The 13,227-nt window shown below is 71.0% G+C and carries 17 protein-coding genes; 9 read left to right on the plus strand and 8 right to left on the minus strand.

The window, feature by feature from the left end; all coding sequences use genetic code 11:
- Position 1: 1 nt before the first annotated feature.
- From hda to GTO19_RS14075, 5 genes are read left to right on the plus strand one after another with little or no spacing between them, the layout of a single operon-like run.
- Positions 2-688 carry a DnaA regulatory inactivator Hda gene (gene hda, locus GTO19_RS14055; protein WP_291021638.1) on the plus strand — a complete coding sequence of 229 codons (687 nt, stop codon included), beginning with the start codon at positions 2-4 and terminating at the stop codon, positions 686-688.
- A 17-nt stretch (positions 689-705) separates the two neighbouring features.
- Positions 706-1,374: an HAD family phosphatase gene (locus GTO19_RS14060; RefSeq protein ID WP_291021639.1), complete on the plus strand. Its 669-nt coding sequence runs from the start codon at positions 706-708 to the stop codon at positions 1,372-1,374.
- Positions 1,371-3,020: a polynucleotide adenylyltransferase PcnB gene (pcnB, locus tag GTO19_RS14065; protein WP_291021640.1), complete on the plus strand. Its 1,650-nt coding sequence runs from the start codon at positions 1,371-1,373 to the stop codon at positions 3,018-3,020. The genes GTO19_RS14060 and pcnB overlap by 4 nt, the downstream gene beginning before the upstream one ends.
- Positions 3,007-3,486 (plus strand): 2-amino-4-hydroxy-6-hydroxymethyldihydropteridine diphosphokinase, encoded by a 480-nt coding sequence (folK, locus tag GTO19_RS14070; RefSeq protein WP_291021641.1) that lies wholly within the window; start codon positions 3,007-3,009, stop codon positions 3,484-3,486. Before pcnB ends, folK begins: the two co-directional genes overlap by 14 nt.
- A gap of 2 nt (positions 3,487-3,488) precedes the next feature.
- Positions 3,489-4,220, plus strand: a complete 732-nt coding sequence (locus GTO19_RS14075) for a pseudouridine synthase (RefSeq protein ID WP_291021642.1) — start codon at positions 3,489-3,491, stop codon at positions 4,218-4,220.
- A gap of 37 nt (positions 4,221-4,257) precedes the next feature.
- Here the strand turns inward: GTO19_RS14075 and pdxH are convergent, their stop codons facing one another.
- Together pdxH and GTO19_RS14085 are read right to left on the minus strand one after the other, a co-directional pair.
- Positions 4,258-4,896, minus strand: a complete 639-nt coding sequence (pdxH, locus tag GTO19_RS14080; RefSeq protein WP_291021643.1) for a pyridoxamine 5'-phosphate oxidase — start codon at positions 4,894-4,896, stop codon at positions 4,258-4,260.
- Positions 4,897-4,922: 26 nt separating this feature from the next.
- Positions 4,923-5,525: a gamma-glutamylcyclotransferase gene (locus GTO19_RS14085; protein ID WP_291021644.1), complete on the minus strand. Its 603-nt coding sequence runs from the start codon at positions 5,523-5,525 to the stop codon at positions 4,923-4,925.
- Positions 5,526-5,582: 57 nt separating this feature from the next.
- Here GTO19_RS14085 and GTO19_RS14090 point away from each other — a divergent pair, with 57 nt between their 5' ends.
- Positions 5,583-6,113 (plus strand): OmpA family protein, encoded by a 531-nt coding sequence (locus GTO19_RS14090; protein ID WP_291021645.1) that lies wholly within the window; start codon positions 5,583-5,585, stop codon positions 6,111-6,113.
- Positions 6,114-6,178: 65 nt separating this feature from the next.
- On the opposite strand, the gene gloA is transcribed toward GTO19_RS14090, so the two are convergent.
- On the minus strand, positions 6,179-6,592 hold the full coding sequence (gloA, locus tag GTO19_RS14095) for a lactoylglutathione lyase (RefSeq protein ID WP_035623004.1): 414 nt from the start codon (positions 6,590-6,592) through the stop codon (positions 6,179-6,181).
- An 11-nt stretch (positions 6,593-6,603) separates the two neighbouring features.
- Entirely contained in the window at positions 6,604-7,134 is a 531-nt protein-coding gene (locus tag GTO19_RS14100) for a PaaI family thioesterase (RefSeq protein ID WP_291021646.1), read from the minus strand.
- Between the two features lie 52 nt (positions 7,135-7,186).
- Between GTO19_RS14100 and GTO19_RS14105 the strand changes: the two genes are divergently transcribed.
- Positions 7,187-7,663 (plus strand): MarR family winged helix-turn-helix transcriptional regulator, encoded by a 477-nt coding sequence (locus tag GTO19_RS14105; protein WP_291021647.1) that lies wholly within the window; start codon positions 7,187-7,189, stop codon positions 7,661-7,663.
- Complete coding sequence (locus tag GTO19_RS14110; RefSeq protein ID WP_291021648.1) at positions 7,650-8,870, plus strand: MFS transporter; 1,221 nt, start codon at positions 7,650-7,652, stop codon at positions 8,868-8,870. Before GTO19_RS14105 ends, GTO19_RS14110 begins: the two co-directional genes overlap by 14 nt.
- 4 nt (positions 8,871-8,874) lie before the next feature.
- On the opposite strand, the gene GTO19_RS14115 is transcribed toward GTO19_RS14110, so the two are convergent.
- From GTO19_RS14115 to GTO19_RS14130, 4 genes are read right to left on the minus strand one after another with little or no spacing between them, the layout of a single operon-like run.
- On the minus strand, positions 8,875-9,657 hold the full coding sequence (locus GTO19_RS14115; RefSeq protein WP_291021649.1) for an SDR family NAD(P)-dependent oxidoreductase: 783 nt from the start codon (positions 9,655-9,657) through the stop codon (positions 8,875-8,877).
- Between the two features lie 14 nt (positions 9,658-9,671).
- Positions 9,672-10,607: a LysR family transcriptional regulator gene (locus tag GTO19_RS14120; protein ID WP_291021650.1), complete on the minus strand. Its 936-nt coding sequence runs from the start codon at positions 10,605-10,607 to the stop codon at positions 9,672-9,674.
- 53 nt (positions 10,608-10,660) lie between these two features.
- The gene (locus tag GTO19_RS14125) at positions 10,661-12,007 is read right to left on the minus strand and encodes an ATP-binding protein (RefSeq protein WP_291021651.1); all 1,347 of its coding nucleotides are present in this window, start codon (positions 12,005-12,007) and stop codon (positions 10,661-10,663) included.
- A complete protein-coding gene (locus GTO19_RS14130) occupies positions 12,004-12,669 on the minus strand; it encodes a response regulator transcription factor (protein ID WP_291021652.1) in 666 nt (221 codons plus the stop codon). Before GTO19_RS14130 ends, GTO19_RS14125 begins: the two co-directional genes overlap by 4 nt.
- 116 nt (positions 12,670-12,785) lie before the next feature.
- Here GTO19_RS14130 and GTO19_RS14135 point away from each other — a divergent pair, with 116 nt between their 5' ends.
- On the plus strand, positions 12,786-13,169 hold the full coding sequence (locus GTO19_RS14135) for a hypothetical protein (RefSeq protein WP_291021653.1): 384 nt from the start codon (positions 12,786-12,788) through the stop codon (positions 13,167-13,169).
- Positions 13,170-13,227: the final 58 nt, after the last annotated feature.

Consider the following 13,227-nt stretch of genomic DNA (forward strand, 5'->3'; position numbering starts at 1 on the left):
CATGAAGCAGCTCGCGCTGGACATCGGCCTGGCGCCGCTGCCCACGCTGGACAACTTCGTGGGCGTGGGCAACGAGGCCGCGCTGGCGCACCTGCGCCTGTGGGTGCCCAACCCGCTGCGCTCACCGGTGCCCACCTTCCTGTGGGGAGAGAGCGGCAGCGGCAAGACGCACCTGCTGCGTGCCGTGCGCGAGGTCCTGCGCGAGCAAGGCTCGCGCGTGGGCTGGATGGACGCCAGCACGCTGGACCCGGCCGAGTACGACGAGCACTGGGACGCCGTGCTGCTCGACGACACGCACCTCTACACCGCCACGCAGCAGGCCATGGCCTTCAACTGGTTCGTCAACGCGCAGACGCCCGCCCACGGCCCGGCGCGCTGGGTGCTGGCCACCGGTGATCGTCCGCCGGCCGACCTGGTCCTGCGCGAGGACCTGCGCACCCGGCTCGGCTGGGGCCACGTGTTCCAGCTGCGCGCGCTGGGCGAGACCGAGCGCCGCGCCGTGCTGCGCCGCGCCGCCGACGAGCGCGGCGTGTTCCTGGGCGACGAGGTCATGGACTTCATGCTCAAGCGCTTCTCGCGCGACCTCTCCAGCCTGATGCTGCTGCTCGAACGGCTCGACGGCTACGCGCTGCGCACGCAGCGCGCCATCACCATCCCGCTCATCAGATCCATGCTGGAAGACGAGTGAGCGGCCGGCTCCCCGATATGCGACTCGCCCTTTTCGATCTCGACCACACCCTCATCCCCCTGGACTCCGACCACGCCTGGGGCGAGTTCACCGTGCGCCTGGGCTGGCGCGACGCCGACGCCTTCCGCCGCGCCAACGACGGCTACTACGCCGACTACAAGGCCGGCACGCTGGACATCCACGACTACGTGCGCTTCGCCACCGGCGCGGTGCGCGAGCGCGGCCTGGCCGATGGGCGGCGCGCCCACGAGCGCTTCATGGCCGAGGTGATCCGTCCGGCCATGACGGAAGCCGCGCGCGCCCTGGTGCGCCAGCACCAGGCGGCCGGCGACACCGTGCTCATCGTCACCGCCACCAACGCCTTCGTCACGCGGCCCATCGCCCAGGCCTTCGGCGTTGACCACCTCATCGCCATCGATCTGGAAACCGATCCGTCCGGCGAACTCACCGGCGCCATCGCGGGCGTTCCCTCGTTCCGCGAGGGCAAGGTCGCCCGTGTGGAACAATGGCTCGCCGATCGCGGCCTGCGCTGGTCCGATCTGGCGCACAGCACCTTCTACAGCGACTCGATGAACGACCTGCCGCTGCTCGAGAAGGTGGACGAACCGGTGGCCACCAACCCCGACGAGCGCCTCGCCACCCTCGCCAAGCAGCGCGGCTGGCGCATCCTGAACCTCTTCGAATGATCAAGAAATTCATCGACAAGCTGCTGGGCAAGACCGGCGGCGCCCGCGCGGGCTCGCGTTTCGGCAAGCGCGAAGACGTGCCGGCCAGCGTGCACAACATCAACCCCAAGCTGGTGGACCAGCGCGCGCTGGACGTGGTGCACACGCTCAAGCAGGCCGGCTTCGAGGCCTACATCGTCGGCGGCGGCGTGCGCGACCTGCTGCTGGGCCTGCGGCCCAAGGACTTCGACGTCGCCACCAGCGCCACGCCCGAGCAGGTCAAGGGTCTGTTCCGGCGCGCCTTCATCATCGGCCGGCGCTTTCGCATCGTGCACGTGGTCTACGGCCGCGGGCGCGAGCACGAGGTGATCGAGGTCTCCACCTTCCGCGCCTACCTCGACAGCGCTGATGCCGAGCAGGTGGCCGGCAACGAGCGCACCAGCAAGGGCGAACTCTCGGGCATGAAGCACGCGGTGGACGCCAGCGGGCGCGTGCTGCGCGACAACGTCTGGGGCCCGATCGAACAGGACGCGGCGCGCCGCGACTTCTCGGTCAACGCCATGTACTACGACCCGGAGACGCAGACCGTGGTCGACTTCCACCACGGCATCCGCGACGCTCAGAAGAAAACCCTGCGCATGATCGGCGACGCCGCCACGCGCTACCGCGAGGACCCGGTGCGCATCATCCGCGCCGTGCGCTTCGCGGCCAAGCTCTCGCCGCTGGGCTTCAAGCTCGACGCGAAAACGCGCGAGCCGCTGATCGCCTCCAAGGCGCTGCTGCAGGACATCCCGCAGAGCCGCCTGTTCGACGAGATGCTGAAACTGCTGCAGACCGGCCACTCGCTGGCGAGCCTGGCGCAGCTCAAGGCCCTGGGCCTCAACACGGGTATCTATCCGCTGCTCGACGTCGTCGTGCAGCGCGCCGACGACCCCTTCGTGCAACTCGCCCTGCAGGACACCGACCGCCGCGTCGGCGAGAACAAGCCCGTGGCGCCGAGCTTCCTGCTGGCCTGCGTGCTGTGGGCCGACGTGCGCCGAGGATGGGAGCGCCGCCTCGAGTCCCGCCCGGACCGCAAGCCCGTGCCGGCCTTCGCCGCCCTGCAGGACGCCATCGACGAGGCCTTCGACTCGCGCATCGGCGACGTGTCGGGCCGCGGCAAGCTGGGCGCCGACATGCGCGAGATCTGGCTCATGCAGCCGCGCTTCGACAAGCGCACCGGCAGCGGCGTGTTCACGCTGGTGGAGCAGCCGCGTTTCCGTGCCGGCTTCGACTTCCTGCGCCTGCGCGCGCAGGTGGGCGAGGTGGACGAGGAACTGGCCCACTGGTGGGAAACCTTCAGCACCGCCAGCGAGGACATGCGCCGCGACATGGTGGACGCGCAGCGCAACAGCGGCAAGGGTGCGCCCAAGGCGCGGCGCGTGAAGCGCGGCGATGCCGACCACCCCGAGTCCGGCGTGTCCGACGACCCGCGCTTGCGTCCGGTCGACGACGGTGGCGACGCGGACGTCGAGACGGGCGCCGGGGCGACGGACGAGGAATCGGCCGGCGAGCCCGGGGCCGTGCCTGCCAAGAAGCGCCGTCGCCGCCGCCGCAAGCCCGCCGGTGCCGCGCGCGGCGAGGGCGGAGAAGGCAGCCCGCCCGCCATTGGCGATGGCGCGGCCTGAAGTCAGCGCCTGGGTCGCGCTCGGCGCCAACCTGGGCGATCCCGTGGTGGCCGTGCGCGCCGCGCTGAACGCCCTGGACCACACACCCGGCCTGCGCCTGCTGCGCGCGTCCTCGCTGTACCGCAGCGCGCCGCACGAGGCCCAGGGCCCCGATTTCATCAACGCCGTGGCGGAAATCGCCACCACGCGCAGTGCGCCCGATCTGCTGAGCGCCTTGCAGGCCATCGAGGCCGATGCGGGCCGCGCACGGCCGTACCCCAACGCCCCCCGCACGCTCGACCTGGACCTGCTGTTCTACGGCGAGGGCCGCATCCATTCGCCCACGCTCACCGTGCCACACCCACGCTGGCGCGAGCGCGCCTTCGTGCTGGTGCCGCTGGCCGAGGTCGCGCCCGAGCGCCTGCCCGCTGGCTGGCAGGCGGCCGTGGCGGGCCAGCCCATCGAGCGCTTGAGCGCCACCCGCTGACCATGAAGGCGTTGCAGGACATCCTGTTTTCGCAGGGCTTCGGCACGCGCCGCATCTGCAGCGGCCTGATCCAGCAAGGCCACGTCGGGGTGGGCGACGCGGGGGAGCCCTGCACCGACCCCTTCGCCGCCTTCGATGAGGAAGGCCTGGTGTTTCGCGTGATGGGCGAAACCTGGCACTACCACGCCCAGGCGTATCTGATGCTGCACAAGCCCGCGGGCTTCGAGTGTTCGCACAAGCCCGGCGCGCACCCCAGCGTCTACACCCTGCTGCCCGGACCCCTGCGCGTGCGCGGCGGTGGGGCGGCGGCTGGCGTGCAGGCGGTGGGTCGGCTCGATCAGGACACCACCGGACTGCTGCTGCTCTCGGACGACGGCAAGTTCATCCACCGCATGACCTCGCCGCGTCACCACGTGCCCAAGGTCTACGAGGCGCAGGTGAAGCACCCGCTGGACGATGGTCAACTGGCCCGCCTGCTCGATGGCGTGGTGCTCGACGACGACCCGAAGCCGGTGCGCGCGCAGGCCTGCGAGGCGGTGGGCGAGCGCCACCTTCGCTTGACCCTCACCGAAGGCAAGTACCACCAGGTCAAACGCATGGTGGCTGCGGTGGGCAACCGGGTGGAGTCACTGCACCGCTCGGCGTTTGGCGAGCTGGTGCTGACGGATCTGCCCGAGGGCCGTTGGCGCTGGCTGACCGGCGACGAAGTGCGTTCGCTGACGCAGAAGCTGTGAGGGCGCGCGCAGGCCCCGCGAGGTTCGCGTGCGGGCCTCAGGGCGCCAGGCGTTCCCGCACCCAGGCGCCGCCCTCCAGGCGGTAGCGCAGCCGGTCGTGCAGCCGGCTCTTGCGCCCCTGCCAGAACTGCCAGTTGTCCGGCACCAGCCGGTAGCCGCCCCAATGCGGCGGGCGAGGAGGCTTCAGCAGGAACTGCGCGCCATACTTCGCGGCGTTGGCCACCAGCACCGAGCGGCCCTCGATCACCTCGCTCTGCGGGCTGGCCCAGGCGCCGATGCGGCTGTCCAGCGGGCGGCTGTTGAAGTAGGCATCGCTCTCTTCGGCGCTGGTGAATTCCACCCGGCCCTCGATGCGCACCACGCGTTCGAGCTCCACCCAGTGGAACTGCAACGCCGCGAAGGGGTTGCCCGCGAGTTCGCGGCCCTTGCGGCTGTGGTAGTTCGTGTACCAGACGATGCCGCGCGCGTCGTAGCCCTTGAGGAGCACGATGCGCGTGCTGGGGCGCAGGTCCGAGCCCACCGTGGCCAGCGTCATGGCGTTGGGCTCGGGCACCTCGGCGGCGATGGCTTCCTTCAGCCACCGGTCGAACTGCTGCAGCGGATCGGCGTGCGAGGCATCCTCGCTCAGTTCGGCCTTTTCGTAGCTCTTGCGCAGGTCGGCGATGTTCGTGCTCATGCGGGGCAGTGTAGGGCGGCCACGGCTCAATCGGCCAGGTGCAGCAGCTTTTCCAGCGCGTGGTCGTGGATGCCGTGGGCCTTGAGGCCCTCGAAGGTGCGGCGCGCGTAGTCCAGCGTGGTGCCGTAGCGGCCGCAGGAGCGCGAGAAGATGTCGCGGTAGCGATCGGGCGTGAGCACGCCGGTGTAGCTGGGGCTGCGGCGCGACAGCGTGAAGGCCAGCGCGCGCACCGGGCCTTCGGGCGTGTTCACGCGCAGCCACTTGGGGTCGTAGACCGGGTTGGGCATCTCGCGCGCCCACAGGCGCGGCATCAGCTCTTCCACCTGTTCGTGCGGCACGCGCAGGGCCAGGCCGTCGCAACTGCCGCCCGAGACCAGGGCGAACACCAGGCCCGGGCACTCCGGCGTGCCGCGGTTCACGCGGCTCCACATTTGCAGGCTGCGGTGGTGGCCGTGCACGCGGCCGGGGCGGCTTTCGGCGGCGTCGAACTCGGGGCGCCACACCAGCGAGGCGTAGCCGAACACCCACAGGTCCGCCCGCTCGCCCTGCGCCCGCCAGTCGGCCAGGGTGTCGGCCATCATGGCCGCACCGTCTCGCTGTTCGGGGATCCAGGTGCGCGGCGCTTTCATTCGCCCTGCCTACAATGCCGGATTCGCCGATTCACGTACACCACAGGAGCTTCTCGCATGGCCACACAGGATAACGAACCCGAACAACGCGTCGTCGCGGTCGTCCTGATTTCCCTCATCGCGCTGATCGTCGCGGGCGTGCTGGGCCTGGGCGTGTTCAAGGCGCGCGGCGACAAGGCTGGCGCACCCAGCGCTTCGGGCGCTCCCGCCGCGGCTGCGGCGGCCACGGCCCCCGGCGCGGTGGCGATCTCCGCCACCGACGCCAGCGTGGTGGTCGACAACGGCGTCGTGAAGTTCTACTTCGCCACCGGCAAGGCCGACCTCGCCTCGGGTGCCCTGGTGGCCCTGGCCGAGGCCATCGAAGCCGCCAAGGGTGGATCGCGACTGGTGATCTCGGGCTTTCACGACGCCACCGGCGACCCGGCCTTCAATGCCGAACTGGCCAAGCAGCGCGCTCTGGCCGTGCGCGACGCGCTCACCGGCGCGGGCGTGGCCGAGTCCAACCTGGAACTGAGCAAGCCCGCCGTGACCACCGGCAGCGGCGCCGACGCCGAGGCGCGCCGGGTCGAGGTGGTGATCATTCGCTGAGCGCGGCATCGCGTTCACCAGGAAGAAGGCCCGGTCGAACCGGGCCTTCTTCATTGGGATGGGGCTCAGCGCAGGCCTTGTCCCGCCGCGTGGTCGTCCGCGCGCTGGATCAGCTCGATCTTGTAGCCGTCCGGGTCCGTCACGAAGGCGATGACCGTGGTGCCGCCCTTGACCGGACCGGCCTCGCGCGTCACCTGGCCGCCGGCCGCCTTGATCTTCTCGCAGGCCGCGTAGGCGTCGGGCACGCCCAGGGCGATGTGGCCATAGGCCGTGCCCATCTCGTACTGTTCCACGCCCCAGTTGTAGGTGAGCTCGATCTCGGCCTGCGCCGGGTTGCTCTCGAAGCCCAGGAAGGCGAGCGAGTACTTGTACTCGGGGTTCTCGGAGGTGCGCAGCAGCTTCATGCCGAGCACGTTCGTGTAGAAGTCGATGGAGCGCTGGAGGTTGCCCACGCGCAGCATGGTGTGGAGGAGTCGCATGGGCGTGATTCTTACCGAGCTTCGAAGACCAGGCAGGTCGTCGTGGCATGGGCGTACAGCGTGCCGTCCGGGCCCACCAGGCGCGCCTCGGCGGTGGCGAGCTGGCGGCCGGCGTGGATCACCTGGCCAATGGCGCGCACGCGCTGCACCTTGGGCGTGAGCGCGCGCACCAGGTTCACGCCCAGCTCGGCCGTGGTGTAGGCGCGCCCGGGCGGCATCCTCGTGTGCACGGCGCAGCCCAGGGCCGAGTCGAGCAGGGTGGCGAACCAGCCGCCGTGCACCGTGCCCATGGGGTTGAAGTGGCGCGCCAGCGGCGTGCCCTGGAAGGTGGCGGTGCCGTCGCCCACGGCCACCAGGGTGAAGTCCAGGGTGGGTGCGATGGGCGGGTAGGGCAGCTCACCGCGCAGCATGGCCTGCATCAGCTCCAGGCCGCTCTTTCCGGCGATCTGATCTGGCGTGGACACGCCCGCGCCGGGCCCCTTGGCCATGGCGTCGAGCACGGCCTTTTCCTCGTCCAGCCAGCGTTGCAGGGTGTCGCTCATCGATCGCTCCATGAAAGTTGCATATGCATGAATTGTAGATACAATCGTCACCATGTCGACTGTCGCCACCGCGTCATCCGCGCCCGTCAAGCCGCAGGGCTGCACCAACCTCAAGCTGCGCCAACTGGTTCGCGCCGTGGGCGCGTTCTACGACGCCGAAGTGGGCAAGGCGGGGCTGAAGATCACGCAGTACTCGCTGCTGTCGTACATCACCAAGCTCGGGCCGATCCGCGCGGTGGAACTGGCGCAGCAGATGCACATGAGCGCGTCCACGCTCTCGCGCAACCTGCGCCCGCTCATCGATGCGGGCTGGGTGGAGCAGGCCGAAGGGCCGGATGCGCGCAGCTGGCTGATCCAGGCCACGCCCGACGGCCAGGCCAAGCGCGCCGAAGCGCAACGCCGCTGGCGCGCCGCGCAGGAAGCCGTCAACCAGCGCCTGGGCGCGGAGCGCGTGATTGCGCTGCACGCGCTCATCGACGAATCCCTGGCGCTGCTGGACGGCGCGGAGGCATCCCATGAAGAACCCTGAACCTCGCGCCCGCCTGTGGTGGCTGGTGCTGCTCGCCGCGGCCGGCGCCTTCGCGCTCACCATGGGCACGCGCCAGACCATGGGCTTCTTCCTCTCGCCCCTGAACACCGCCACCGGCCTGGGCGTGGGCAGCATCAGCCTGGCCTTCGCCTTCGGGCAACTCTGGTGGGGCCTCACCCAGCCCTTCGCGGGCGCCTTCGCCGACCGCGTGGGCGCGGGCCGCGTGCTGGTGATCGGCGTGCTGCTGGTGGCGGCGGGCACCTTTCTCACGCCGTTCATGACGACCACGCTCGGCCTGATCTTCGCGCTGGGCATCCTGGCCGCGGGCGGGGCGGGCATGGCGGGGCCTTCGGTGCTGATGGCCGCGGCCAGCCGGCACATCGCGCCCGAGCGGCGCGGCATGGCCACGGGCATCGTCAACGCGGGCGGCTCCTTCGGGCAGTTCGTCATGGCACCCATCGCGGCCGGGCTCACGGCCAGCCTGGGCTGGATCGGCGCGCTGCAGGCGCTGGCCTTCATCACGCTGCTGGCGCTGCCGGCGGCCTGGGTGCTGCGCGGTGGGCCCAGTGGCGCTGCCAAGGCGGCGGCGCCCGTCGCGCTGCCCGCGCGCGAGGCGCTCCAGCGCGCCTTGCAGCACCGCGACTACCTCATGCTCTCGGCGGGGTTCTTCGTTTGCGGCTTCCACGTGGCCTTCCTGGCCACGCACCTGCCGGGCGTGGTGGCGGCCTGCGGGCTGCCGGCGCCGGTGGGTGCCTGGGCGCTGGGCATCATCGGCCTGTTCAACATCGTGGGCAGCCTGGCCATGGGCTGGGCGGTGGGCCGCTGGCGCATGAAGTCGCTGCTGGCGCTGGTGTACGCCACGCGCGCCGTGGCGGTGCTGGTGTTCCTGCTGGCGCCCAAGACGGAGGCCGTGCTGCTGGTCTTCGCGGCCGTGATGGGCCTGACCTTCCTCTCCACCGTGCCGCCCACGGTGGGGCTGGTGGCCAAGTTCTTCGGCATGGGCAACATGGCCATGCTGTTCGGCGCGGTGATGTTCGCGCACCAGGTCGGCGGCTTCCTGGGCGCCTGGCTGGGCGGGCGCGTGTTCGACGCCACGGGCAGCTACGACTGGGGCTGGTACGTCGACATCGTGCTGGCCATCGGCGCCGCGCTCATCCACCTGCCGATCCGCGAGGCGCGGACCGCGCCCCGGGCGGTGCCGGCCTGAAGCCTCACACCGGCACGGTGTAGTTCAGCGCCATGCGCCCGCCGTCCACGGTGACGATCTCGCCCGTGACGTAGCTGGCGGCGTCGCTGGCGAGCCAGGCCACCACGTCGGCCACTTCCTCGGGTTCGCCCAGGCGCTTCATCGGCGTGCGGCTGAGGATCTTGCGGCGCGCGTCTTCGCTGGTGAGCACGGCCTGCGCCGCGAGTTCGGTGGCGATGGTGCCCGGTGCCACCGCGTTCACGCGGATGCCGTGGTCGGCCAGGGCCAGCGCCATCACGCGCGTGAGCTGGTTGATGCCGCCCTTGCTGACGTTGTAGCTGGCGATGCTGGGAATGGCCATGACCCCGTTGACGGAGCTCATGTGCACGATGGCGCCGCGCACGCCGCCCTGCACCATGGCGCGCGCCACGGCCTGCGCCATCAGGAAGGCGCCCTTGAGGTTGACGCGCAGCACGGCGTCGAAGTCGGCCTCGCTGATGTCGAGGAAATCGGCCGCCTTGAAGATGCCCGCGTTGTTCACCAGCACGTCGATGCGGCCAGCTTCCTCGAGCACCGCGGCCACCAGCGCGTCCACCTGGGCCTTGTCGCCCACGTCGCACGCGATGAATTGGCCACCGAGTTCGCGTGCCAGGGCCTCGCCGGCGTCGCGCGCCACATCGGCGATGACCACGCGCGCCCCTTCGCGCGCGAAGCGCCGCGCGCAGGCCGCGCCGATGCCTTGCGCGCCGCCGGTGACGATGACGACGCGGTCGTGGTGGCCGAAGTGGATGGCGTTCGGGTCGGTCATGGGGTGGATCTCCGTCATCCGCAGGCCATGCAGGTGGCCAGGGCCTGGTCGACGCGCGCGCGCGTCTGCTCGCTGAGGTGGTCGAGGAAGACCTGCGTGCGCCGCGGCATGAACTTGCGGCTGGGCAGGGCGGCGTACATGGTCAGTCGGTTGGTGATCCAGGGGCTGAGCACGCGCACCAGGTCGCCGTCGGCCAGCAGCGGCGCGGCCAGTTCCACCGAGGTGGCGGTGATGCCCGCGCCGTCGAGCGCGGCGTGCATCAGGGTGTCGTTGTGGTTGGCCCAGAGCACGGGCTGCACCTCCACCTCCACCGCGCGGTCGTTCTCGTTGGCGTTGAGCAGGCGCCACTTGCTGGTGCGTCCCGTGCTCGGCTTGAGGCGCAGCACGTCGTGCTGCGAGAGGTCTTCGGGGCGCGCGGGCTGGCCGCGGCGCGCAATGTAGTCCGGCGATGCCAGCAGGATGCCTTCGGTGCTGATGACCTTGCGGGCGATGACGTTGGAGTCGAAGGTGGCGTCGGCGCCGATGAGGGTGATGTCGTAGTCCTCCACCGGCGGTTCGCGGTGGGATTCGACGTCGATGTCGAGCCGGATCTTGGGATAGGCCTTGCGGAAGTCCGCCACCAGCGGCGCCAGCACGTGCGTGGCCAGCACCGGCGGCGCCAGCAGGCGCAACACGCCCGCGAGCTCCTGCGTCTGCGAGCTCACCAGCGCACTGGCTTCTTCCAGGTCGAGCAGGATCTGGCGCACGCGGTCCAGGTAGACCTCGCCCGCGTCGGTGAGCGAAACCCGGCGCGTGGTCCGGTGCAGCAGGCGGGTGCCCAGGTGCTCTTCCAGATCGGCCACGAGGCGCGTCACCACGGCCGGGGAGAGATCGAGCGCGCGGGCCGCGGCGGCGAAGCCGCCTTCGTCCACCACCTTCTGAAAGGCGCGCATGGAATGCAGACGGTCCATGGTAGGGAAGCAGGGCCTTGACGGGCCTCGACTGTTGCGAAAACCGAAACAGTTTAGCGCGATGGGGCCGTGGCCGGCAGGTCGATGCGCACACTGAGCCCGCCGCCTTCGCGCTCGTCGAGCGCCAGTGTGGCGCCATGCTGCGCCACCACCCGCGCGACGATGGACAGGCCCAGTCCGCTGCCATGGACGTCGTCGCGGGACGGGTTCAGGCGCACGAAGCGGCGCAGGACCCGCTCCCGGTCGGCTTCCGGAATGCCGGGGCCCGTGTCATTCACGCCCAGCCGGACGCGCCCGCCCTCGGTCCTGACCTGCACGTCCACGCGGCCACCCGCGGGTACGTGGCGCAGGGCGTTGTCCACCAGGTTGTTCAGCATCACGCGCAGGTCTTCTTCGTCGCCGGGCACCCAGGCCGCCTCGCTGGGCGCCAGGCCCAGGTCGATGCCGCGCGCATCGGCGCGTGCCGAGAAGGCGGCCACCACCTCGGCCGCCAGCGTGTCCAGGCGGATGGGGGCGTGGCGGCGTTCACGCACGCCGGGCTCCAGCCGCGCCATCTGCAGCAACTGGGCCACCAGGTGCGTGGCGCGCCCGATGCCCTGGTCCAGCTCGTCGAGGGCCGCCTGGCGCGTGGCATCGCCGCTGCGCCGAGCGATCTGGGCCTGCAGCTTCACCGCGGCCAGGGGCGTGTTGAGTTCGTGCGCCACGTCGGCCAGCAGCGTGCGCTGGCTGCCCAGCAGGGCCTCCACGCGCGCCAGCAACTGGTTGAGGGCCTCGCCCAGCGGCACCAGTTCCTCTGGCAGCGCCCGGGTACCCACCGCGCGCAGGTCGTCGCCTTCACGGCGGCGCAGGTCGCGGCCCCAGGCGTTCAAGGGCGCCAGCGCGTTCCTCACCGCCGCGCGCATCAGCAGCCAGATGACCAGCACCAGAACGCCCAGTGGCGCCAGCAGCCCGGGCAGGATCTCGCCGAAGCGCTCCAGCCGGTCGGCGGCGGTCACGGCCACCTGAACGACCTGCTCGCGGTCGACCAGGGTGTAGGTGCGCCAGTCCTCGCCGTTCCAGCTCGCCAGGTTCAGGCCAGGGGGCTGCAGCGGCGGCCCGCCCCCGGGCAGGGAGCTGTAGGTCAGTTGCCCGCCGGTGGTCCAGATCTGCGTGGTGAAGCGGCCCAGGTCGGTGGACGGGCCATCGGGTGGGATCGGCGCCGGCGCTGGCGGGCTGGCGCGGTCCGCCGCGGGGCGCAGGCCATGGCGGACCACCGAATGGGCGATCGACTGCAGCACGCTGTCGCGCGAGCGGTTGAAGCCATCCCAGGCGAGTTGGTAGCTGATGAAGCCCTCCAGTGCGGCGGCGATCACCAGCGCCCCCAGCTGCCACAGCAGCAAGCGCTGGCGGATCGACTTCATGGCGGGGGCTCGACCAGCTTGTAGCCCACACCGCGCACGTTGCGGATCCAGGCCGCGCCCAGCTTGCGGCGCAGGTGGTGCAGGTGCACCTCGACGGCGTTGCTGAGCACCTCGTTCTGCCGGGCGTACAGGCGTTGCTCGAGCTGTTCACGCGAGAGCACCTGGCCGGGGCGCTCCATCAGCGCGGCCAGCAGGTCGAATTCGCGCGCCGACAGTGGCACGCGCTGCTCGCCCAGCGTGACCTCGCGCCGCGGCGGGCTCAGCATCAGCGGGCCCAGGCGCATCTCGGGTTGCGGCCGGCCTTGCCGGCGCCGCGCCAGCGCGTGCACGCGCGCGATCAGCTCGTCCAGGTCGAAGGGTTTGGTGAGGTAGTCGTCGGCCCCGAGGTTCAGGCCGGCGATGCGGTCGCTCACCGCGTCGCGCGCCGACACCACCAGCACGGGGATGTCCAGGGGCTGCTCGCGCATCCAGCGCAGCAATTGCAGGCCATCCTGGCGCGGCAGGCCGATGTCGAGCAGCAGCACCTCGTGACCGCCGGCCTGCAGCGCGGTTTGCGCGGTGAGGCCGTCGCGCACCCAGTCCACGGTGAAACCCGCCATGCCCAGGCCCCTTTCAAGGCCCTGGCCCAGCATGGTGTCGTCTTCGGCGAGCAGGAGTCGCATGCGTCGTCAGGCAAAACGCCGAGTGTGCGCGAAAACCGGCGCCCGCCCTGTCGCCCGCCCTGTCGCCCGCCCTGTCGCCCGCATCTGGTAGAACCCGGCGGATTCCGGAGCCCCGCATGAGCACCTTCACCCGCGTCATCCTGTTCACCGACACCGACGGCCGCGCCCGCTTTCGCGAAGAAGCGCTGGCGCTGGACGGCGGTTCACCCGCCGCGCGCCTGTCGGCCCTGCTGCCCGCCAGCGGCCTGGTCCTGCGCGAAAGCCCGGTGGGCTTTCGCAGCGACTTCCATTGCACCGACGCGCCGCAATGGCTCATCGTTCTGCGCGGGCGCATGGAGATCGGCCTGCAGGATGGCACGAGCCGCGTCTTCGGCCCGGGCGAGCACTTCTATTCGGCCGACACCCTGCCCGCAGGCGCGACCTTCGACGCCGCCGTGCACGGCCATCGCAGCCGCCAGGTCGGTGACGAGCCGCTGGTCACGGCTTTCGTGAAGGTCTAGCCCGGATATTTCACGCATGTAGCCAACGGCGTGCGCAGCGGGGCATCGCGGCGCGGAT

This window comes from Hydrogenophaga sp., from assembly GCF_011772445.1.
Classification (GTDB): domain Bacteria; phylum Pseudomonadota; class Gammaproteobacteria; order Burkholderiales; family Burkholderiaceae_C; genus Hydrogenophaga.